Source organism: Qipengyuania gaetbuli (assembly GCF_009827315.1).
In the GTDB taxonomy this organism is placed as follows: Bacteria; Pseudomonadota; Alphaproteobacteria; order Sphingomonadales; family Sphingomonadaceae; genus Qipengyuania; species Qipengyuania gaetbuli.
In genome coordinates this window covers 129,355-150,632 of sequence record NZ_WTYF01000003.1, presented here as the reverse complement: position 1 = coordinate 150,632, position 21,278 = coordinate 129,355, and the positions used below count along the sequence as shown (strand labels likewise).

Here is a 21,278-nt window from a genome sequence, read left to right as displayed (position 1 = left end):
AAGATCCTCTCGAAATGGGGGTGATTAGAGCGATTCAACGATGGTGACATTGGCGACGCCGCCGCCTTCGCACATCGTCTGCAGGCCGTATTTCTTGCCGCGCGCCTTGAGCGCGTGGACGAGCGTTGCCATCAGCTTGGTGCCGCTTGCGCCGAGCGGGTGGCCGAGCGCAATCGCGCCGCCGTTGACGTTGAGGCGGTCGGGATCGGCACCGGTGTGCTTCAGCCAGGCGAGCGGGACCGGGGCGAAGGCCTCGTTGACCTCGAAAAGGTCAATGTCCTCGATCTTCATGCCGGCCCGCTGGAGCGCGCGGTCGGTGGCGAACAGCGGTTCTTCCAGCATGATCACCGGATCGCCTGCCGTGACGGTCAGGTTATGAATGCGCGCCATCGGGGTGAGGCCGTATTCCTTGAGTGCCTTCTCGCTCACGACCAGCACTGCGCTCGACCCGTCGCAGATCTGGCTGCTGGTGGCTGCGGTGATCGTGCCTTCAGGGCTGAGCAGCTTGACCGAGGAAATCGATTCCAGTGTCGCATCGAAGCGGATGCCTTCATCGACCGTGTGCATTTCCGTGCCTTCGGGCGTTTCCACCTCGACCGGGACGATCTCGGCATTGAATGCGCCCGAACGGGTCGCCTCGATCGCCTTCTGGTGACTCGACAGGGAGAAACGGTCGAGATCGTCCTTGGTAAAGCCGTGCTTCTTCACGATCATCTCGGCGCCCATGAACTGCGACCACTGGATACCGGGGTATTTTTCTTCGAGGCCAGGCGACTTGTAGTTCCCCAGCCCCTCTTTCATGTGGAACATGGCGGTCGAGCCCATCGGCACGCGGGTCATGCTTTCCACGCCGCTGGCGATGACGACGTCCTGCGTCCCGCTCATCACGGCCTGCGCGGCGAACTGGATCGCCTGCTGCGAGGAACCGCACTGGCGGTCGATGGTGACAGCCGGCACGCCTTCGCCGAGGCGCTTGGCAGCGAGCACGGCATTGCGGCCGACCTGCATGGCCTGTTCACCGCCCTGGCTGACGCAACCCATCACCACATCGTCGATGGCCTTCGCCTCGAGCCCCGAACGCTCCATGATCGCATCGAGCGACTTTGCAGCGAGGTCGACGGGATGGATACCGGCAAGGCGCCCTCCGCGACGGCCCCCGGCAGTACGGACGGCTTCGACGATATAGGCTTCGGGCATTGCTCTCTCCGGTAAAAGTTGGTTTCGATTTGCTACGGGCTAGGATCGCTTTCCGTTTACGTCAACTGCGAAAAGCGGCGGGTGCGGGTGTGCGTTGCATGGTTGCGACAAAAGAACGTTATCAGCCGAAAATCCCGGAAAACGGCCAAAAAAACGGTGTTGCAGCAATGCTACACCATAGGATGCAAATTGCTCGCAAGGGTGCGCAGTCCTTTTCATCAAACCGTCATAAGGCGTAGTCCGTCGCGCAGGGAATGGACGAGGGGAGAATCTGGCATGAAGACCAGTGGCTCCAAGGCCTTCACCCACCGCATTTGGTTGGGGGACCATGGGCTGCGCTTTGGCACGGCGCCTGGGCTACCCAACCTGCAACGCCTTCGCCGCTCCGGCGGTGCGGGCACTTCATAAGGGTATGAAACCAGATGAAAAAATCTACGCAACTTCGCCTTAGCGCCGGATCGCTGTCCGTCGCTCTGGCCATGGTGGCGGCTCCGGCCTTCGCCCAGGATGCGGATGTCACCGACACCGCAGCCTCGGAAGAAGCCGCACCGGCCATCATCGTGACGGGTACGCGTCTTAACGCAAACCCGAACCTCGAGAGCGCAGCTCCCGTCCTTTCGGTTTCGAGCGAGCAGATCCAGGCCACCGGTACTGTCCGTATCGAAGACCTCGTGAACCAGCTGCCGCAGGTTTTCGCCGGCCAAGCCGGTGAAGTCTCGAACGGCGCCTCGGGTACTGCAACGCTGAACCTTCGCGGCCTCGGTGCAAACCGTACGCTCGTCCTGATCGACGGTCGTCGCCTGCCCTACGGTTCGTCGCAGATCTCGGCTGCCAACATCGACCTTATCCCGACCCAGCTGATCGAGCGCGTCGACATCCTGACGGGTGGTGCATCGGCAGTTTACGGTTCGGACGCAGTCGGCGGTGTTGCCAACTTCATCCTCAAGCGTGACTTCGAAGGCGTCGAACTGGACTTCCAGGGCGGCTTCCAGCAGCACGGCAACGACATCGACTTCTGGGAAGGCGTCCTTGACAGCGCCAACCAGCCGAAGCCGGATCCGATCATCGACGGTGTTGAATACTCGGTCACCGGTATGTTCGGCACGAACACCGCCGACGGTCGCGGTAACGTCACGATTTACGCCAACTACGAAAAGCGTGAAGCCGTCACCCAGAACAACCGCGCATTCTCTGCCTGTACGGTAGGCCCCTCGAGCCGTGGCTTCGAAGGCGTCGGCTGCGTCGGTTCGGGTAACTTCCGCCTGTTCGGTAGCGCCAACTCGACTGCAGTGGATGCAAGCGGCAACCCCGTTTCGTTCGCTTTCCAGGAAGAGAACGGCAACATCATCCGCTACGTCGGTGGCCCTGCCCAGACCTACAACTTCGGTCAGCGCAACTTCTTCCAGCGTCCGTCCGAGCGTTTCACCCTCTACGGTAAGGCGTATTACGAAATCGCCGAAAACGTCGAAGCCTTTGCCGATATCAGCTATATCGACAACTTCTCCGACGCGCAGATCGCTGAATCGGCTTCGTTCGGTAACTGGTCGATCAACTGCGACAACCCGTACATCCAGAACACCCCGGGCATCAGCCTGACGGACCTGTTCGGTTGTTCGGCGCAGGACATCATCGACGGCACGATCGTGAGCGGCATCACCGCCTCGCACCGTAACGTCGAAGGCGGCCCGCGTAACTCGCGTCTCGACAACTCGACCTTCCGTCTTGTCGGCGGTTTCCGCGGCACCTTCGCCGATATCTGGGACTGGGAAGCTTTCGGTTCGTACGCCGAAACTTCGGACATCTCGACCTCGACCAACGACTTCGTCGTCGCCAAGCTGCAGCAGGCGCTGTTCGCTACGACCGATGCCAATGGCAACGTGGTCTGCGTCGACCAGTCGGGCGGTTGTGTTCCCTACAACCCGTTCCAGCGTAACCCCGATGGCACCACCGCCATCACGTCGGACCAGACGGACTTCGTCCAGGGCGTCGGCATCGTGATCGGTGAAACCTCGCAGCTGGTCATGGGTGCCAACCTGCAGGCCGACCTTGGTGATTACGGCTTCAAGTCGCCGCTCTCCGAAGAAGGCATCGCCTTCCTCGTCGGTGCGGAATATCGCCAGGACAAGCTGGAAGCTATTCCGGACGAAATCAGCCAGGTTCCGGGCGGTGGCTTCACCGGCGTCGGCGGCGCAACCCTGCCTGTCGCAGGTCGCGTCGACGTTCACGAGATCTACACTGAACTGCAGATCCCGCTGATCACCGATCGTCCGTTCTTCAACGAACTGGTTCTTGCCGGTCAGTATCGCCACTCGGAATATGAAGCCGAAGGCAATGGCACCACCAACAGCTTCGGTACGGACGCCTTCGGTGTTCAGCTGAGCTGGGCTCCGGTGGACAGCCTGACCCTGCGTGCCAACTTCCAGCGCGCGGTTCGTGCACCGAACGTGATCGAGCTCTTCACGGGCCAGAACACGGGCCTGCCGAACCTCAACGTTGCCGGCACCAACGCAAACGGCGTCCAGCTGTACGATCCCTGCGCCTCTGACGCTCCGATCGCCAGCCTCGCTGCTTGCGCCAACACCGGCGTGACCGCGGCTCAGTACGGTAACATCTTCGACGTGATCTCGGGCCAGACCCAGGCACTGACCGGTGGTAACCCGCAGCTGCAGCCGGAAAGCTCGGACACCTGGACCTTCGGTGCGGTTTTCGAACCGACCTTCGTCCCGGGTCTCTCGATCTCGGTCGACTACTTCGACATCACCGTCGAAGACTACATCAGCGCAGGTATCGCTGCTCAGGTCTCGCTGGATAACTGCCTTGCAACGGGCGATCCGACGTTCTGTGACCTGATCACGCGTGGCCCTGGTGGTACGCTGGCTTCCGGCTTCGCCGGCACCGGCTTCCAGCAGACCAACCTGAACATCGCTGAACTGTCGACTTCGGGCCTTGACGGCCAGATCAGCTACAGCACCAACATCGGTAGCCTCGGCGGTCTGCGCTTCAACTACGCGGCGACCTACCTCGACAAGGCGGACTTCGTGCCCTTCCCGGGTTCGGATCCGATCGTCTGCGCAGGTTACTCGGACAACGGCTGTCTTGAGCCGGTGAACCCGAAGTACCGTCACCGTCTCGCGGTCACCTGGGAAACCGACTTCAACCTGAACGCTACCGTCGCGTGGCGTCACTACAGCGAAGTCGATGCCTTCGGTGGCGAAGACGTTGGTCCGGATGAGTCGTTCATCGACGACAACCTGCCGGCCGTCGACTACGTCGATCTGTCGATGTTCTACGACGTCACCGACCAGATCACGCTTCGTTTCGGTGTGAACAACCTGCTCAACCAGAACCCGCCGGTCAGCGCATCGTCGGGTCCGCCGCTGGGCAACGGCAACACCTATCCGACCATCTTCGACACCGGTCGGACCTTCTTCGCAGGCCTGAACATCCGTTTCGGCGAATAAGAAGAAGCTAAACCCTACGAAGGAGCCGCGGACCGAAAGGTCCGCGGCTTTTTCTTTGCCTGCTGCAGGTGGGCGCCGGGTGGTGCCTCGCGGGGGCCTGGCGCTGGCGTGGTACTCCCCCTGCCCTCCCAATCGCTGCTGGGGTCACGTCACCACCGCGCCACGGTAATCCGCGTGCCTGCAAGCCGAACGTGTCCCGGCTGCTTCGGCAGTCGCGTGCCGACGGACCTTGGCCCGAGCCTGAAAGGGCAGAGCCAGATACCCGAGGCAGGGCTCTTGCCAGGTCAAATCCGTGCGAATTAGAGGCCGGATGGAACGGTCCGGTCCGCAGGCCTTGGCATCAAGGGTGCAGCCAGGCTTGCTCACATCAACGAACGCTTGAGCCTATCGCCCAATGGCCCTGGGGCCATCGCGACGAGGGGCGGCTTCACCTCCCCGTAGGCATCGCTCCGGCCGGGCAGCCAGTTCGCCCCGCCCTGCATGCATGCAGAGCGCGTGCGAACCGGTCAGGATAGTCCCATTCGGCGCACTCGCCTCAGGGCTACCGGAGGTGTACCGTCGTGCCTCACACGTTCTTGCGAGAAGGGGTGCGCCCACTCCACGAGAAGACGACTGTCTTAGCTTGCGTGCAAGGGCGCGCGCGATGGGCAATGACCTCCGGACCGAACGCCCGTGACGCCCTTCCTGACGCCCGGCCGGGCAACTCTTGTCCAGTGCTTGAACAGGCGTGGAGCCTGCAACCTTGCAAGCCAGTCAGCGGCCGTCATCGTCCACGTGGACGCTAGATACAAAAACGGCCCCGTACCGAAGTACGGGGCCGCCTTGTCGGCCGTTACCGGCCAGATCGGATTAGAACTTCACGCCGATCGAGGCGAAGTACTCACGACCGTTGAGGTCGTAGCCGTTACCGATCGGAGTGTTCGAGATGCCGAGCACTTCGTTGGTGTCGATGAGCGGCGGCTTCTTGTCGAAGATGTTCGAAACACCGACGCGGATGTCGAAGCTGTCGAAGTCGAAGCGCAGCGAGGCGTTGCTGACGAAGTAATCGTCGGCGTAGCCGATGTCGCGGCAGAACACGCCGTCACCCGCAACGATACCGTCGGGGATGAACTCGCCGGTGACCGGATCGTTGCTGCCCGAACCGTTACCAAGGCAGGTGTTACCGATGAAGCCGGTCGGCTGGCCGTCCGGACCACGTCCGAAGGCATCCGACAGCGGGTCGATACCGTCTTCCTGCTGCTCGGTCTCGCCGATGTAGCGGGTCTGCCAGGTGAAGGTCACGTTGTCGACCTGGGCGCTGAAGATCGCGCGACCCGTCCAGGACGGGAAGCCGAACTCACCGGCGTCGCTGTCCACCGTCGGTTCACCGGTGTCGGTCAGGAAGACCGAGTCACGCTGGATCAGGTGGTTGGCACGCAGGTTCAGGCCGAGACGGATGTCCTTGCCGAAGGCAGCGACATCAGCACCGAAGCTGGCGTTCAGGTCGATACCGCGGACCGCTTCTTCGTTGATGTTCACGAAGCCTGCGAAGACGTCCGTGATCAGCTGACGCGAAGCCGGGTCGGTGTCGTACTGGATGAAGTCACAGAAGTTCGAACGCTGGCCATCGTCGCGCAGGAAGCACTGGTTGACGATGAACTGGCCGGTCGGTTCTGCGATCGCACCCTTCACGTTGATGTCGTAGTAGTTGAAGTTGAAGCCGAAATCGATCGGGCCGAACGACTCTTCGAAAGCGAAGCCGGTCGTGATCGAGGTCGAGGTTTCCGGATCCAGCGCGAAACTACCACCCGAGGTGATTTCGACGCTCGGCACGGTGACCGTGTTCGCACCGTCGGTACCGACCGTGGTCGGATCGCGGCCTTCACGGCGGCAGTTGTCGAGGACCGAAGCATCACGCGTGTCGTTGGCTGCCTGGTAGCCGCCTGCCAGCGGCGCGTAGGCCGCTGCCGGGACGGCGCAGGGGTCGGTGATGCCACCGAAGCCCGACTGACCGGCCAGGAACAGTTCGCGCAGGTTCGGCGAACGGAACGACGTACCGTAGGAGAACTTCACGAGCAGCTGCTCGATCGGACGCCAGCCGAACTTCAGCGAGTAGGTACCGTTGGTGCCGTAGAATTCGTCTTCGGTCACACGGCCCGACAGGTTGACGCGCAGGTCTTCGACCAGCGTTTCACCCGACATGAGCGGAAGATCGATTTCGCCGAAGGCTTCCCAGATTTCCTTGCTGCCGGTCGCGCCCTGGTCGGCGAAGAAGCCGAAGAACAGGCCTTCCGAAGCGACGGCATCGGGGATCGATGCGAGCGAGTCGTTACGGTATTCACCACCGATCACCATCTTGGCGGTGCCGCCGGGCAGTTCGAAAACGCTACCCTGCAGGTAAGCCGAGATGATCGTCTGTTCGTAGGTCGTGTCGAAGTCACGCGTGTCGAACAGGTAGTCACGTTCGGCCTGGGTGGCGAAGTCGCCAACCGCGGTCTGGTAGAGGCTCGGCGCGAAGAGGTTCACGGGCACACAGCCTGCAACCACGTCGGGCTGAAGGTTGTCCGGGTTACGGAAGCCAGTGGTACCGCAAGGACCGCTCGAGAGGACCGGCGGGGTCGCGAAGCGGGTCGCGCTGGTCACGCTCGGGTCGAGACCCAGTGCCAGGGCGAGACGGTCTTCACGGATACCGGCACGCGACGAGGTACCTTCCGAACGCGAGTACACGCCCGAGATATCGAAGGTCCAGTCGTTGCCCGGGCCGAAATTGATGAAGGGCAGGTCGCCGCGGATGCCGAAGACACCGCGATACTGCTCCTGCACCGTCTCGACCACGTTACGGTCGCCGTCCACGCCGACAACCGGACGGACCACATAGGAGCGGCCGGTCGGACGGGCGAAAGCGCCACCAGCGAAGGTGTAAAGACCGTCGAAGGTGTTGTTGTCGTCACCGCAGTCGTTGTTGGCGATGTTACAGGGGTTGAACGGGTTGTTGCCCGGAACGTACGGGAACAGCTGCGGCTGGGTGCTGCGGGCAGTCACTTCTGCGCGGCTGTAGTTCGCTTCGAAGTACGGCGTGATATTGTAGTCGCCGCCGAAGCTGTACTCACCGTAAGCCATCACGTTGTACGTGTCCTGCGGGCTCACGAACGAGGGGCTGAGGTCGGTACCGTTACGCGTCACTTCGGCGAAGTTGACGTCCAGCAGGCCGTCGCCGTTGCGGTCGACAGGGTTGCCGAATGCGTCGAAGGCGTCGCTGAAGAACGGGATACCCGTGTTACCGGCCTGGCCGGTGGTCGGGTAAACGGTCTCGTCGTAGTAGATCGAGCTGAAGAACAGCGGGCTGTTCGGGATGATGCGGCGGACCGCTGCGTCGATCGTACAATCGGTCGGGATTTCGCCGATGGTGCCGCCGCTGTCGGCCAGGGTGTTGGCGTTGTCCGAGATGCCCAGCGTACGGATTTCACCGCTGTCGGTGACTTCGTAGTGGGTGTTACAACCAGCGAGGAAGTCGCGGTCGCCGATCTTAATCTCGTCGCGCTTCTGGTATTCGAAGCCGATACCGAAGTTCCAGTTGCTGCCGTACTTACCCCAGGCAGCGCTGATGCGGTAATCGTTGCCTGCGCCCTGTTCGTTCAGGTCGCCGCTGGCGAACAGTTCGAGGCCGTCGAAGTCCTTGCGCAGGACGATGTTACCCACGCCGGCAACTGCGTCCGAACCGTAGACCGACGAAGCACCGTCGAGCAGCAGGTCGTAACGCGCTACGAGCGACGACGGGATGAGGTTGATCGACGGGTTGCTCGGTGCGCCTTCGACACCGGCCGGTGCGAGACGGCGGCCGTTGACGAGCAGCAGGGTGCGGTCGGCACCAAGACCACGAAGGTCGAGGGTCTGCGAGCCCGGGCCGTTGTTGAGCACGAAGCCCTGGAAGGTGGCATCGATCTGGATACCGGCAGCGGATTCGCTCTGCTGGAGGATCGCGGCGGTATCGAACTGGCCGGTGTCCTGCAGCGTTTCGGTTTCGAGAACCTGCAGCGGCGAGATGCTGTTGTAGGTGTCGTTACGCTGAATGCGCGAACCGGTAACGACGATCGCGCCCGGCACGGCTTCCGTGCTGGCGTCGGTTACGTCGACGGTTTCGGCGACGCATTCGCCACCCACTTCTTCCTGGCCCTCAGGACAATCGGCGTCCTGGGCGAAAGCCTGGCTTCCGACGGTCAGCGCAATTGCCGACGCCGAAAAGGCGAGACCCTTGATGGTTTTCGTGTGAATTTTTCGCATTGATTACTCCAGTCGCGACAACTGGAACTGCGCCCCCGTGTCCCCGGACAACAAGACCGGACACACCCCTAGTGGCGTCCGGTTCCGTCATGATCATGCCCGGGACTTTGAAAGCCCCCAGTCCCAACTGAGGGTGGTTCTGCGTGAACGCCCCGCAAGTGTCAAAGCACCCACGCGGATTTGGGGCAGATGTTGCGTAAATCCCACATTAATCTGGCGGTCAGGGGAAACCGTGCAAACCTATGCGCAATTATCAGTCTAGTAATTGCAACCGATCTGGAATTTTCTTTCGCGACCGAGCGCCGCCAGTTTTCGCGAATTGAAAAAAAACCGCGAATCACTGCGGATTTTGCAGGTTCATGACGGGGCGGGACTGGTGCGCCCCGCCCGTCGATATCAGCTCACCTTCATGTCCAACTGCCCGTCGCCCTCGTCGATCCGGACGGTCGATCCATCGGGCACCTTGCCCGACAGGATCATGTCGGCCAGCGGGTCCTGCACATAGCGCTGGACGGCGCGCTTGAGGGGCCTTGCACCGTAGACCGGATCGTAGCCGACGCGGCCCAGCCACTTCTTCGCGCCGTCCGTCAGGTCGAGCACGATCTTGCGGTCCTTGAGCAGCTTCTGCACCCGCGCGACCTGGATATCGACGATCGGTGCCATGTGCTCCTGCGCGAGGCGGTGGAACAGGATGATCTCGTCCAGCCGATTGAGGAACTCGGGGCGAAAGTGTCCGCGGACCACGTCCATCACCTGCGGTTCGACATCCTCGACCTTCTGGCCATCGTCGAGATTGGCGAGGTACTGGCTGCCGAGGTTCGAGGTGAGGATGATCAGCGTGTTGCTGAAATCCACCACCCTGCCCTGCCCGTCGGTCAGGCGCCCGTCGTCGAGCACCTGCAACAGCACGTTGAAGACATCGGTGTGGGCCTTCTCGACCTCGTCGAACAGCACCACCTGGTAGGGCCTGCGCCGTACAGCCTCGGTCAGCACGCCGCCTTCCTCGTAACCCACATAGCCCGGAGGCGCGCCGATCAGGCGGGCGACTGCGTGCTTTTCCATGAACTCGCTCATGTCGATGCGCACCATCGCGCTGTCGTCGTCGAACAGGAAGCCGGCAAGCGCCTTGGTCAGTTCAGTCTTGCCGACGCCGGTGGGGCCCAGGAACAGGAAGCTGCCCAGCGGACGGCCGGGATCCTGCAGGCCGGCGCGCGCACGGCGCACTGCCTTCGACACCGCATCGATCGCCTGGCTCTGGCCGATCACCCGCTTGCCGAGGATGTTTTCCATGTCGAGCAGCTTTTCGCGCTCACCTTCCATCATCCGGTCGACCGGAATGCCGGTCCAGCGCGAAACCACGCCGGCGATGTCGTCTTCGGTGACTTCTTCCTTGAGCAGGGCGTTGTCGGTGTGGCCGCTGGCCTCCTCGAGCTTCTTCTCGAGCTCGGGAATGCGGCCGTATTGCAGCTCGCCCGCCTTGGCGAGATCGCCCGCGCGCTGCGCCTGTTCCAGTTCCAGCCGTGCCTGGTCGAGCTCTTCCTTGACCCGCGCCTCGGCGTGGATCTTGTCGCGCTCGTTCTGCCAGCGGGTGGTCAGCTCGGAGGACTGCTGTTCGAGTTCGGACAACTCCTTGCGCAGCGCCTCGAGGCGATCCTTGGAAGCACTGTCGGTTTCCTTCTGCAGCGCCTGCTCCTCGATCCGCAGCTGGATGATGCGGCGATCCAGGCCTTCGATTTCCTCGGGCTTGCTCTCCACCTCCATACGGATGCGCGAGGCCGCCTCGTCCATCAGGTCGATGGCCTTGTCGGGCAGGAAGCGGTTCTGGATGTAGCGGTTCGACAGCTGCGCCGCCGCGACGATCGCACCGTCGGTGATGCGTACGCCGTGGTGCAGCTCGTACTTGTCCTTGATGCCGCGCAGGATCGAGATCGTGTCCTCGACCGTGGGCTCGTCGATATAGACGGGCTGGAAACGCCGCTGGAGCGCCGGGTCCTTCTCGACATACTTCTGGTATTCGTCGAGCGTGGTCGCGCCGATGCAGTGGAGTTCGCCGCGCGACAGGGCGGGCTTGAGGAGATTGCCTGCGTCCATGCTGCCTTCGGAAGCGCCTGCGCCGATCAGCGTGTGCATCTCGTCGATGAACAGGATGATCTGACCTTCGGCGCCCTTCACTTCATCGAGCACCGCCTTCAAGCGTTCCTCGAACTCGCCGCGATACTTCGCGCCGGCGATCAGCGCGCCCATGTCGAGTGCCATCAGCGTGCGGCCCTTGAGGCTGTCGGGCACGTCGCCATTGGCGATACGCAGGGCGAGGCCTTCGGCGATTGCGGTCTTGCCGGTGCCGGGTTCGCCGATGAGGGCGGGATTGTTCTTGGTGCGGCGAGCAAGAATCTGCACCGTGCGGCGGATTTCCTCGTCGCGGCCGATGACAGGATCGAGCTTGCCGTCGCGCGCCGCCTGCGTGAGGTCGCGCGCGTACTTCTTCATCGCGTCATAGCTTTCTTCGGCGCTGGCGCTGTGCGCGGCGCGGCCCTTGGTCGCTTCCTGGATGGCCGCTTCGAGCGACTTGGCATCCACGCCTGCCGACTTCAGCGCGCGGCCGGCATCATTGTCCGCCAGCGCGAGCGCCTGCAGCAGGCGCTGCACGGGCACGAAGCTGTCGCCCGCCTTCTCGGCCAGCTGTTCCGCCTGGTCGAGCACGCGCACGGCATCATTGTCGAGGCCGGGCGTCTGCTGCGCCCCGCCGCCCGACACGGACGGCACCTTGCCGAGCGCGGTGTCGACCTCGGTGATGGCAACGCCGGGATTGCCGCCGGCGCGCTGAATCAGTTGCGCGGCCATGCCCTCGCTGTCTTCCAGCAAAGCCTTCAGCAGGTGCAGCGGCGAGATGCGCTGGTGGCTCATGCGGATGGCCACGGTCTGCGCGCTCTGCAGGAAGCCCTTGGCGCGATCGGTGAACTTCTCGAGATTCATGCTTGTCCCTCAGTAAGAATTACCGCTCGAATATGGTGTTGCGATTATGCAACACAAGCCCTCCCCCGCAAAAATCACGAGGTGTGTTACTCGAATATAGGGGTGCCGTGTCGCTTGGCGAGAGGCAAGGCGAAAATTATTCCGCCGGTTGGCCTTCCAGCCCCGGCACCATGACGGTGCGGCTGCCGCCGAAATCCTCGCGCACCACGATCAGGCCCTGCCGCTCGAGGTGGTCGAGCAGGCGGCGGATGCGGCCCGGCGAGCTGGTGCCATAGGAGCGGGCGAGCGCGTCCTCGTCCACCTCGGTCTCGCCCGCATGGGCGGCCTTGGCGATGACGAGGAAGGGGCCCAGCAAATCGTCGTCGACCATGCCGGACAGGTGCATGATCTGCGCCTGCGTGGCCTCGTCCAGCTCGGCCAGCCCTGCCCCTGCAATTGCGAACTTTCGCCGGAATCCCTGCATGTCGGGCATCGGGCCGATCAGCCGCTCGCGGCGGCAGCGGGTGAGGAAAGTCTGGTATTGCGCGCTGGCGGACTGGAAGGCGATGCCTTCTTCTGCGGCCAGCTCGGCGATGATCTCCGCTATTCGCGAGACGATGGCGGAGGTGTCTACGCTGGGCCTCGGATCATCCAGCTGGCGCTCCTCTGCGCGCGCGATGCTGTCCTCCATCTCCTCTACGCGCGGCGCGGGCGGCGGTGCGGGAGGCGGCGGCGCCTTGGAGACATCGCTGGCAAGATCGCGGGTGAGCAGGTCGGCCATGTCGGCAGGGGCCGTGTCGGGCAGCGCCATCAGCCCTTCGGCGCGGGCCTTGAGCCCCGTTTTTACCGGACCGATCTTCACCGCCACCGGCAAGCGCGTGATCGCCGGGCCGAGGGCGAGGAAATGCCCGCGCTCGAGCTCGCGGATGCGTTCCGCCTGCCGCCGCTCCATGCCGAGCAGGTCGGCGGCTCGGACCATGTCGATATCGAGGAAGGTGCGCCCCATGAGGAAGTTCGACGCTTCGGCCGCGACGTTCTTCGCCAGCTTCGCCAGCCGCTGCGTCGCCACCACGCCAGCCAGACCGCGTTTGCGGCCGCGGCACATGAGGTTGGTCATGGCCGACAGCGTCATGCGCCGCGTGTCCTCGGCGATCTCGCCCGCCACGGCAGGCGCGAACATCTGCGCCTCGTCCACCACCACCAGCACCGGATACCAGTGCTCGCGCGGGGCATCGAACAGCGCGGTCAGGAACTGGGCGGCGCAGCGGATCTGCTGCTCCACCTCCAGTCCGTCGAGATCGAGCACCACGCTGGCACGGTGTTCGCGGATGCGGCGGGCCAGCGCCTCGATCTCTGCCGGCGAATAGGCCGAGCCGTCTATGACTACGTGGCCGAATTCTTCCGCCAGCGAGGGAAAGTCGCCTTCCGGATCGATCACGACCTGCTGGACCATGCCGGCGCTTTCCTCGATCAGGCGGCGCAGCAGGTGCGACTTGCCGCTGCCGGAATTGCCCTGGACGAGCAGGCGCGTGGCAAGCAGCTCCTCGATATCGAAGAGGACCGGCTTGCCGGTGGCTTCATGGCCGATGGTGATGCTGGTGGTCACAAGGCTCTGGCTAGCCAGCCGAATCCCGTTAACGAAATAGCCGCGCGGCGGTTTTGCCCAGCGAGATTGCACCGTTCGTCGCAGGCCGCTAGGCGATGGGCCGAGAGAGGATTGTCATTCATGGCCAAATGGGTCGGGCGGATCGGATTTGCCCTTCTGTTCATCGTCGTCGCTGCATTCATCACGCTGGCGACCTGGGAACCGTTCTGGGCACGCGGGGCCGAAGTCGACCCGCCGGACGAGGTCTACACGGCGGAAATCATCCGCAGCGAGTTCGGTGTGCCGCATATCTACGGCAAGCGCGACCGCGACGTGGCCTACGGTGTCGCCATCGCCCATTCGGAAGACGATTTCTCGACCCTGCAGGACGTCATCGCAATGGCGCGCGGCCGCTATGGCGCGATCGCGGGAGAGGAAGGCGCGGCGGTCGATTACGTCTACCACCTGCTCGATGCGCGCGGCACGGCAGAGCGCCGCTATCCCGAACTGCCCGCCGACACGCGAGCGCTGTTCGAAGCCTATGCCGCCGGCCTCAACGACTATGCCGAGCAGAACCCGGACGAGATCAAGCTCGGCAATCTCTTTCCTGTGGCGGGCATGGACGTTGCTGCAGGCTTTGCGCTCCGCCAGCCGTTCTTCTTCGGCCTCAACGGGGTAATCGAGCCGTTGGTGGCAGGCGACGACCTGCGCCCCGAATTCGGCCCCGACATTCCCGGCTTCCCGCGCGGGTCGACGGAGCAGCCGACCGAGGAAAGCGCCGGCAAGGTCGCCTATTCTCCCTTCGGTCCCGACGGCGCGCACAACGGCTCCAATGCCTTTGCCGTCACGCCCGAAAAGTCGGGCGGGCCGACCACGCTAATCTCCAACAGCCACCAGCCCTGGCGCGGCGGCGTCGCCTGGTACGAACTGGTCGTGGAGAGCGAGGAAGGCTGGCATTACGCCGGGGCCAATTTCCCCGGTTCGCCCTTCCCCTTCCTCGGCCATAACGAGGACCTCGGCTGGACCAACACGGTCAACACGCCCGACATGGTCGACGTCTACCAGTTGGAACTCGACGAGACCGGCACGCGCTACCGCTTCGCCGACGAATGGCGCGACCTTGAAAGCCGCACGATCACCCTGCCCGTCCGGCTCGGCCCGATCGTCCTGCCGATCCAGCGCGAGGTGTTCCGCTCGGTCCACGGACCGGTGATCATCAACGAAAACGGCGCTTTCGCCTTCCGCTATGGCGGAATCGACAATCTCGGCCAGCTCGACGCCTATTACCGGCTCAACAAGGCGAAGACCCTCGCCGAATGGGAGAGCATCCTGGCGCGGATGGACATCCCCTCGACCAATTTCATCTATGCCGACCGCGAGGGCAATATCGCCTATGTCTACAATGCCGCCCTGCCCGACCGCCGGCCGGGACCCAACTGGCGCGGCATCCTGCCGGGCGACGATCCCGAACTCCTGTGGGACGGCCCTGTCGATTACGAGAAGCTGCCGCGGCTCGTCAACCCGGCGTCGGGCTGGCTCTACAATGCCAACAATGCCCCTTTCACCGCTGCGGGGCCGGGCAGCGATTTGTCGCCCGGCGACTTCGCGCCCGAGTTGGGCGTGGAGCTGAAACAGACCAACCGTTCACGCCGTGCATGGAAGCTGCTGAGCGAAGCGGACGTGCTCGACCGCGCCAATCTGGAGCGGATCAAGTACGACACCGGCTATGCCCGGGAGGATTACGTTGCGCGGCTGTGGGACGACCTGGAAGAGCTCGACCTGTCGGACGATCCTGTGCTGGCGCCTGCGCGTGCCCTGCTGATGCAATGGGACTTCACCGCCGACAACGTGGGCCGCGCCGATGCGCTGGCGCTGCTGATGATCCGCGAATTCATGTCCTCGTCCTACCAAAACAAGCCGTGGCCCGATGTCCGCGCCGAACTGGAAAAGGCGGTCGCCCACCTCACCACCCATTTCGGACGGATCGACCCGCCGATGGGCGAAGTGTTGCGCCTGCGTCAGGGTGAAGTCGACCTGCCGCTCGACGGGGGGTCGGACACGCTGCGCGCCTCGACACTGTGGAACGTGGAGGAGGACGGGCGCCTGTCGGTCAAGCACGGCGACAGTTTCATCCAGTGGGTCGAGTGGGAACCGGGCAAGCGGGTCTTCTCGCGCTCGATCCAGCCTTATGGCGCGGCCACCACGCGCCCCGCTTCACCGCATTACGCAGACCAATCTACGCTGTTCGTCCAGCACCGCTTGAAGCCGGTGCACTTCTGGCGCGAGGACGTGCTGCGAAATGCCAAGAGTCGCAAGACGGTGACCAATCGCCGCTAATAGATTACGAACACTTATGAATTTCCAGGGGACTGCAACATGAAACGCGTTATTTCGACCAGCATAATCGCGCTCGCCGTATCGGCCTGCTCGACCTACTCGGACACTGCCGTGGAATCGGCGGCCGCTCCCGCAGCAGAGGCCGCTGCCTTCGAGCCGGCCCCGCTGTCGGCGCTGGTCGCGGAAGTCGACCTTCCGTATGAAAAGTTCGTCCTCGACAATGGCCTCACCGTCATCGTCCATGAAGACCGCAAGGCGCCGCTGGTCGGCGTTTCGGTGTGGTACGACGTCGGTTCGAAGCACGAACCGGCCGGCAAGACCGGATTTGCCCACCTGTTCGAACACCTCATGTTCAACGGCACCGAAAACGCCCCGGCTGACTGGTTCGAATACATCCAGCAGATGGGCGGCACCGATGTGAACGGGACCACCAACCCCGACCGCACCAACTATTTCCAGACCGTGCCGACCGGCGCGCTCGACCGCGTGCTGATGCTCGAAAGCGACCGCATGGGCCACCTGCTCGGCGCGGTCACGCAGGAGAAGCTCGATAACCAGCGCGGCGTCGTCCAGAACGAGAAGCGCCAGGGCGATAACAACCCCTTCGGTCTGCTGCGTTACGAAATCTTCGAAAACCTCTTCCCCAAGGGACACCGCTACCACCACTCGACCATCGGTTCGATGGGTGACCTCGATGCCGCGTCCATGGAAGACGTGCGCAGCTGGTTCACCGATCACTACGGCCCGAACAACGCCGTCCTCGTGCTGGCCGGCGACATCGACGCGGCGACCGCCCGCGCCAAGGTCGAAAAGTGGTTCGGCGATATCGAGCGCGGCCCCGAAGTGAGCCACCCCACCGTCACCGTTCCGACGCTGGCGGAATCGAAGACCAAGACGGTCACCGACCAGATTTCGACCACGCGCCTTTATCGCATGTGGACCGTGCCGGGTTCGAACTCGGCTGAATCGGTTCCGATGAACCTCGCCTCTTCCGTCCTCGGCGGCCTGTCGAGCTCGCGTCTCGACAATGCGCTGGTCCGCGAAGACCCGGTCGCCGTGTCGGTCAGCAGCTTCAACTTCACGCTGGAAGATGCCGGCGTCTTCATCGTCCAGGCGGACGTGAAGCCGGGTGTCGACCCGGCGGAAGTTGCCGCAAAGCTCGATGCGCAGATCGCCAATTACATCGCCACCGGCCCGACGGCCGACGAACTGGAGCGTGCCAAGGTTTCGACCATGGCGGGCGTCATCCGCGGTCTTGAATCGGTCGGCGGCTTCGGCGGCAAGGCCCCGCAGCTGGCCTCGGGCGAGCTATTCATGAACGACGCGGGCTATGTCGAAAAGCAGCTGGAGCAGATGGCTGCCACCACTCCCGAAGTGGTCCAGGGCCTGATGCAGAAGTGGCTGACGCGCCCGGTCTTCAACCTCGTCTACAACCCGGGCGAACGCACCGAAGGCGGCGAAAACCGCGGCGGCGCGATCACCGGTCCGGACTCGCTGGCCGACATCGCGCAGGCCAATTACTGCGCGGAGGAAAGCTGCGACCTGTCGGGCATCGCCACCACGATGCAGGCCGATCGCGAAGCACTCCCCGAACTGGCCCCGCTGGCCGGTCTCGACTTCCCCGATATCGAACGCGCCACGCTGTCGAACGGGATGGAAGTCTATTTCGCCCACCGCGATGCAGTCCCGACCGTGCAGGTCCAGGTCGAATTCAACGCCGGTCGTGCAGCCGAAACCGCTGCCACGCTCGGCACGCAGCGCCTGCTGCTGGCGGTGATGGGCGAAGGCACGGAGCGTCTCGACGCGACCGAGTATGCCATCGCGCAAGAACGCCTCGGCGCTTCGATCTACGAAGGCTTCGATGCCGACTTCACCAATTTCGGTGTCGCCGCGCTGGCTCCGAACCTGGCTCCCTCGCTCGAACTGCTGGCGGAAACCATCCGTTCGCCGGGCCTGCGCGCCAATGTGATCGAGCGTGAGCGGGCCCGCCTGCTCAACGGCCTGTCGTCGGAACTGAAGGATCCGAACTCGATTGCCGACCGCACCGCGCGGCAGGTGGTCTTCGGTTCGCACCCCTACGGCCTGCCGGCCTCGGGTCTCGGCTCTGCCGATCGCCTGAAGTCGCTGACCGAAGCCGACCTGCGTCAGTTCCACGCGACCTGGCTGCGTCCCGACAATGCCCGCATCTACGTGGTGGGCGACACTTCGCTGGCCGAAGTGACCCGTCTGCTCGAAGCGAGCTTCGGGGATTGGAAAGCGCCGGCAACGGCAAGGCCGGAACGGCTCTACAACGTCGCCATCCCGGCACCGGAACAGCGCATCGTGCTGGTCAACCGCCCCAATTCGCCGCAGTCGGTGATCTACGGCGCACAGGTCCTCGACCTGCGCGGCCGTGACCAGGACATCACGCTCCTGTCGGCTGCGAACGAGGCGCTGGGCGGCGGCTTCCTGGCCCGCATCAACATGAACCTGCGCGAAGACAAGGGCTGGTCCTATGGCGCCGGCAGCGGCGTCGGCAATGCCTTCGACCGCGTCTACTACGGCGTGCGTGCACCGGTGCAGTCGGACAGGACGGGCGATTCGATCAGCGAGATCCGCAAGGAGATCAACGATTTCGTCGATGCCCGCGGTGTACAGCCGAACGAGCTCGAGCGGATCGTGAACTCGAACATGCGCGAGCTGCCCGGCCAGTTCGAGACGGCGGGCGACGTGCTCGGCGGCCTCGTGAACATCGTGCGCTACAACCGTCCGGACAATTACTACGAGACCCGGGCGCAATTCTTCAGCAAGCTGACCGCTGCCGAACTCGATGCAGAAGCGCGCCGGAACCTGGACGAAGGCGACATGGTCTATATCGTGGTCGGTGACGCCAAGGTCGTCGAACCGCAGCTCGAAAGCCTCGGCCTGAAGGTCGAAGTCATCGAGCCGCAGGAGTAAGCCCTTGTTGACATCGGTGTAAGTAGCGCCGATGTCACCACCACCGTTTCGGCCCGCAGGTGCGGGCCAGCCAATTGAGGAGAATACGCATGTCCGTAGCCGGTACCTATGACACCATCGTCAAGAGCCCGATGGGCGACCAGAAGGGCACCTTCACCGTTGTTCCGGGTGACGATGGCTCCAGCTTCACCGGCTCGATGGCCGGCGGCATGGGCTCGATGGACGTCAAGGACGGCACCATCGACGGCAACACGCTGAACTGGAAGATGGACATGACCGTGCCCATGCCGATGACGCTGACCTGCACGGCCACGGTGGACGGCAGCCAGCTGACCGGCAAGGTCAACGCCGGCGCATTCGGCGACATGCCGCTGACCGGCGAGCGCCAGGGCTGATCCCCTCGGGCAATTGCTCTTGAAAGGGGCCGTCGGAGCGATCCGGCGGCCCTTTTCCTTTGCGGCCTATCCCGTCCGCCGCAAGGGCGAGGCATCCTGGACTCCGGCCGCACCCAACATGGCGCGCCATTTGCCCGGCGTCATGCCTGCCACCTTGCGGAACGCCCGAACGAAGCTGGACGGCTCTGAATAGCCAAGGCCCAGGGCGATCTCGGATACCGGAAGGTCGGTCGAGCGCAGCTTTTCCGCCGCCACCTGCACCAGCGCGTGGCCCGACAGGTCGCGCATGGATATTCCGGCGGCAGCCAATTGCCGGGCAAGCGATCGGACCGAGGTCCCTCGCGCCTTCGCAAGGTCCGTCATCTGCGGTGCGCGGCCGCGTTCGCGCAGCGATGCCAGGACAAGTGCAGTAATCTCGCCTTCGAGATTGCCGCCCTGCCGGTTCACCCCCGCTGCGTTACCGCCGAGGTCGCGCATCAGGTTCTGCCAAGTCGACGCGCGGTACCCAGGGTTGGCCAGCCTGAGGGTCTTCGCTTCCAGCCGGACGAATGTTCGGTCCGCTCCTCTGCTGATGGTGACGGGAAGCAGCCCGTTGACGGCTTGCAGCAAGAGCGGGTCCGCATGCACCGCTTCCACATAGGGCGTGCTGGCCAGGCCCACACCGGGCGGTCCGAAGCGCGCGAAGGAATCGGCAATGCGCAGCACGAACAGGGTCGTCATGACCTCCACGAAGCCGCGGAACTGCCCAAGCGCAGGATCGGCCGAAATGACGAAATCGCACCACGTCCCGTCGTCGACGAGTTGCAGGTCGAGCTGCGGATTGGTCCGGTTTATGATCCCCACAACGGCTTCGAGCGCAGCGCCGAGGTCCGGAGCGCTGAACACCACCGTTTCGTGCGGGACGTAAGGCCAATCGAGGAATTTGCGGATGAGCGCTTCCTCGCCGTACAATTCCATCAGAGTGCCGACCATTCGCAGGTCGTCGGCGACCGAGACATCTTCCGTCGAATAGGTCTCCGCGGTCAGGTTCGTCCCGCGCCACAAGTCTTCGGGCCAGCCGAAGCTTGCTGCCCAATAGCGGGTAAGGCCGACCGGCACGGGAGCGGCCGCAAGATCGGGCCGCAGCGCCTCCAGCCTTTCGATCGACTCCTGCAACCGGTTCATCGTCCCCCTTCCCTCTTCAGGAATAGGAGAGTGCCGCAATGGCAGAAAATGTCAATCGATTGGCAGCAAGGGTCAATAGGAAGTCGGAAAATCCTCTGATACGCTGCGCAAGACTCGGAAAGGGTTAGAAAAAGACAGGGAAATTTTACGTCTCACGAGCCCTTCGGATCGCAAAAAAAGAAACTCAGGAGATCGTCATGAAAACCCGTATCGCGACAGCTATTACACTGGCAGCAGGCACAGCACTCGTTGCCACGCCGGTTCTCGCCGAAAAAGCGAACGAGCTTACCTACATCAACGGATCGCTCGGCCGCGACGCGGAAGGCCAGCTGCGCGAACGCGGCTTCGCCCACGTTTCGACCAACAAGAACAGCATGGGCTACGTCTACAGCTACTGGTGGGACGAAGGCGACGACGACTGCGTGCAGGTCGAAGTCTATAACGGCCGCGTCGAAACGATTCAGGATGCGAGCGACCAGGATTGCGGTCATCATAAGGGCGCTGATGCCGGTGCTGCTGTTGCCGCGGTTGCAGGGGCGGCCCTGCTTGGCGCGCTGCTGAGCCATAAGTCGAACCACCACGACGACAACAAGCACCTGAGCAATGTCGAGGACGAAGCGCATTACGAGCGCGGATACACCGACGGGCTGCACAATGCGCCATACCATAATTCCGACAGGTCGAACGCCTATTCGAACGGGTACCAGTCGGGCGTGAACCAGCGCAATGCCAACCTCAGCCATCATACCGGACGTGGTGGCTATCAGGCGGCCGCGCGCTTCTCCGACCTGCAGGGCGCACGTGCGGCCGGCGGCATGGACGAACTCTATCGGCGCGGCTTCCGCCAAGTGGACAATTTCACCAGCGGCAACACCCGCTATTCGATCCAGCACAACCCATCGACCAACCAGTGCGTGCAGGTGACGATCGCCGACGGTCATTTCTACGACCTGCGCGACATCGGCCGCCATCCCAAGTGCAGCTGAGCTG

Annotated in this window: 10 protein-coding genes; 5 read left to right on the top strand and 5 right to left on the bottom strand. The window is 63.5% G+C overall.

The features are described 5' to 3' along the window. Positions 1-24: 24 nt before the first annotated feature. Positions 25-1,197 carry an acetyl-CoA C-acetyltransferase gene (locus GRI42_RS00935; RefSeq protein WP_160606197.1) on the bottom strand — a complete coding sequence of 391 codons (1,173 nt, stop codon included), beginning with the start codon at positions 1,195-1,197 and terminating at the stop codon, positions 25-27. A gap of 422 nt (positions 1,198-1,619) precedes the next feature. Here GRI42_RS00935 and GRI42_RS00930 point away from each other — a divergent pair, with 422 nt between their 5' ends. Next, positions 1,620-4,658, top strand: a complete 3,039-nt coding sequence (locus GRI42_RS00930) for a TonB-dependent receptor domain-containing protein (RefSeq protein WP_160606196.1) — start codon at positions 1,620-1,622, stop codon at positions 4,656-4,658. Positions 4,659-5,507: 849 nt separating this feature from the next. On the opposite strand, the gene GRI42_RS00925 is transcribed toward GRI42_RS00930, so the two are convergent. The 3 genes from GRI42_RS00925 to GRI42_RS00915 form a co-directional block, all read right to left on the bottom strand. After that, positions 5,508-8,918: a TonB-dependent receptor domain-containing protein gene (locus GRI42_RS00925; RefSeq protein ID WP_160606195.1), complete on the bottom strand. Its 3,411-nt coding sequence runs from the start codon at positions 8,916-8,918 to the stop codon at positions 5,508-5,510. Positions 8,919-9,314: 396 nt separating this feature from the next. Next, positions 9,315-11,891, bottom strand: a complete 2,577-nt coding sequence (clpB, locus tag GRI42_RS00920; RefSeq protein ID WP_160606194.1) for an ATP-dependent chaperone ClpB — start codon at positions 11,889-11,891, stop codon at positions 9,315-9,317. Positions 11,892-12,027: 136 nt separating this feature from the next. Continuing rightward, positions 12,028-13,476, bottom strand: coding sequence for an ATP-binding protein (locus tag GRI42_RS00915; RefSeq protein WP_160606193.1), 1,449 nt, complete (start codon positions 13,474-13,476; stop codon positions 12,028-12,030). A gap of 120 nt (positions 13,477-13,596) precedes the next feature. Between GRI42_RS00915 and GRI42_RS00910 the strand changes: the two genes are divergently transcribed. The 3 genes from GRI42_RS00910 to GRI42_RS00900 all read left to right on the top strand — a co-directional run bounded on the left by GRI42_RS00910 (position 13,597) and on the right by GRI42_RS00900 (position 19,124). Then, positions 13,597-15,792, top strand: a complete 2,196-nt coding sequence (locus GRI42_RS00910) for an acylase (protein WP_160606192.1) — start codon at positions 13,597-13,599, stop codon at positions 15,790-15,792. 39 nt (positions 15,793-15,831) lie between these two features. Next, positions 15,832-18,729 (top strand): M16 family metallopeptidase, encoded by a 2,898-nt coding sequence (locus GRI42_RS00905; protein WP_160606191.1) that lies wholly within the window; start codon positions 15,832-15,834, stop codon positions 18,727-18,729. 89 nt (positions 18,730-18,818) lie between these two features. Further along, positions 18,819-19,124, top strand: a complete 306-nt coding sequence (locus GRI42_RS00900) for a hypothetical protein (RefSeq protein WP_160606190.1) — start codon at positions 18,819-18,821, stop codon at positions 19,122-19,124. 66 nt (positions 19,125-19,190) lie between these two features. Here the strand turns inward: GRI42_RS00900 and GRI42_RS00895 are convergent, their stop codons facing one another. Beyond that, a complete protein-coding gene (locus tag GRI42_RS00895) occupies positions 19,191-20,288 on the bottom strand; it encodes a helix-turn-helix domain-containing protein (protein WP_160606189.1) in 1,098 nt (365 codons plus the stop codon). A 197-nt stretch (positions 20,289-20,485) separates the two neighbouring features. Between GRI42_RS00895 and GRI42_RS00890 the strand changes: the two genes are divergently transcribed. Next, the gene (locus GRI42_RS00890; protein ID WP_160606188.1) at positions 20,486-21,274 is read left to right on the top strand and encodes a hypothetical protein; all 789 of its coding nucleotides are present in this window, start codon (positions 20,486-20,488) and stop codon (positions 21,272-21,274) included. Positions 21,275-21,278: the final 4 nt, after the last annotated feature.

What these genes read in the sequence shown, in the direction of transcription:
- GRI42_RS00925 (WP_160606195.1), bottom strand. Translation starts at nt 8,918, where the DNA reads ATGCGAAAAATTCACACGAAAACCATCAAGGGTCTCGCCTTTTCGGCG.
- GRI42_RS00930 (WP_160606196.1), top strand. Translation starts at nt 1,620, where the DNA reads ATGAAAAAATCTACGCAACTTCGCCTTAGCGCCGGATCGCTGTCCGTC.
- GRI42_RS00910 (WP_160606192.1), top strand. Translation starts at nt 13,597, where the DNA reads ATGGCCAAATGGGTCGGGCGGATCGGATTTGCCCTTCTGTTCATCGTC.
- GRI42_RS00905 (WP_160606191.1), top strand. Translation starts at nt 15,832, where the DNA reads ATGAAACGCGTTATTTCGACCAGCATAATCGCGCTCGCCGTATCGGCC.
- clpB (WP_160606194.1), bottom strand. Translation starts at nt 11,891, where the DNA reads ATGAATCTCGAGAAGTTCACCGATCGCGCCAAGGGCTTCCTGCAGAGC.
- GRI42_RS00895 (WP_160606189.1), bottom strand. Translation starts at nt 20,288, where the DNA reads ATGAACCGGTTGCAGGAGTCGATCGAAAGGCTGGAGGCGCTGCGGCCC.
- GRI42_RS00900 (WP_160606190.1), top strand. Translation starts at nt 18,819, where the DNA reads ATGTCCGTAGCCGGTACCTATGACACCATCGTCAAGAGCCCGATGGGC.
- GRI42_RS00890 (WP_160606188.1), top strand. Translation starts at nt 20,486, where the DNA reads ATGAAAACCCGTATCGCGACAGCTATTACACTGGCAGCAGGCACAGCA.
- GRI42_RS00935 (WP_160606197.1), bottom strand. Translation starts at nt 1,197, where the DNA reads ATGCCCGAAGCCTATATCGTCGAAGCCGTCCGTACTGCCGGGGGCCGT.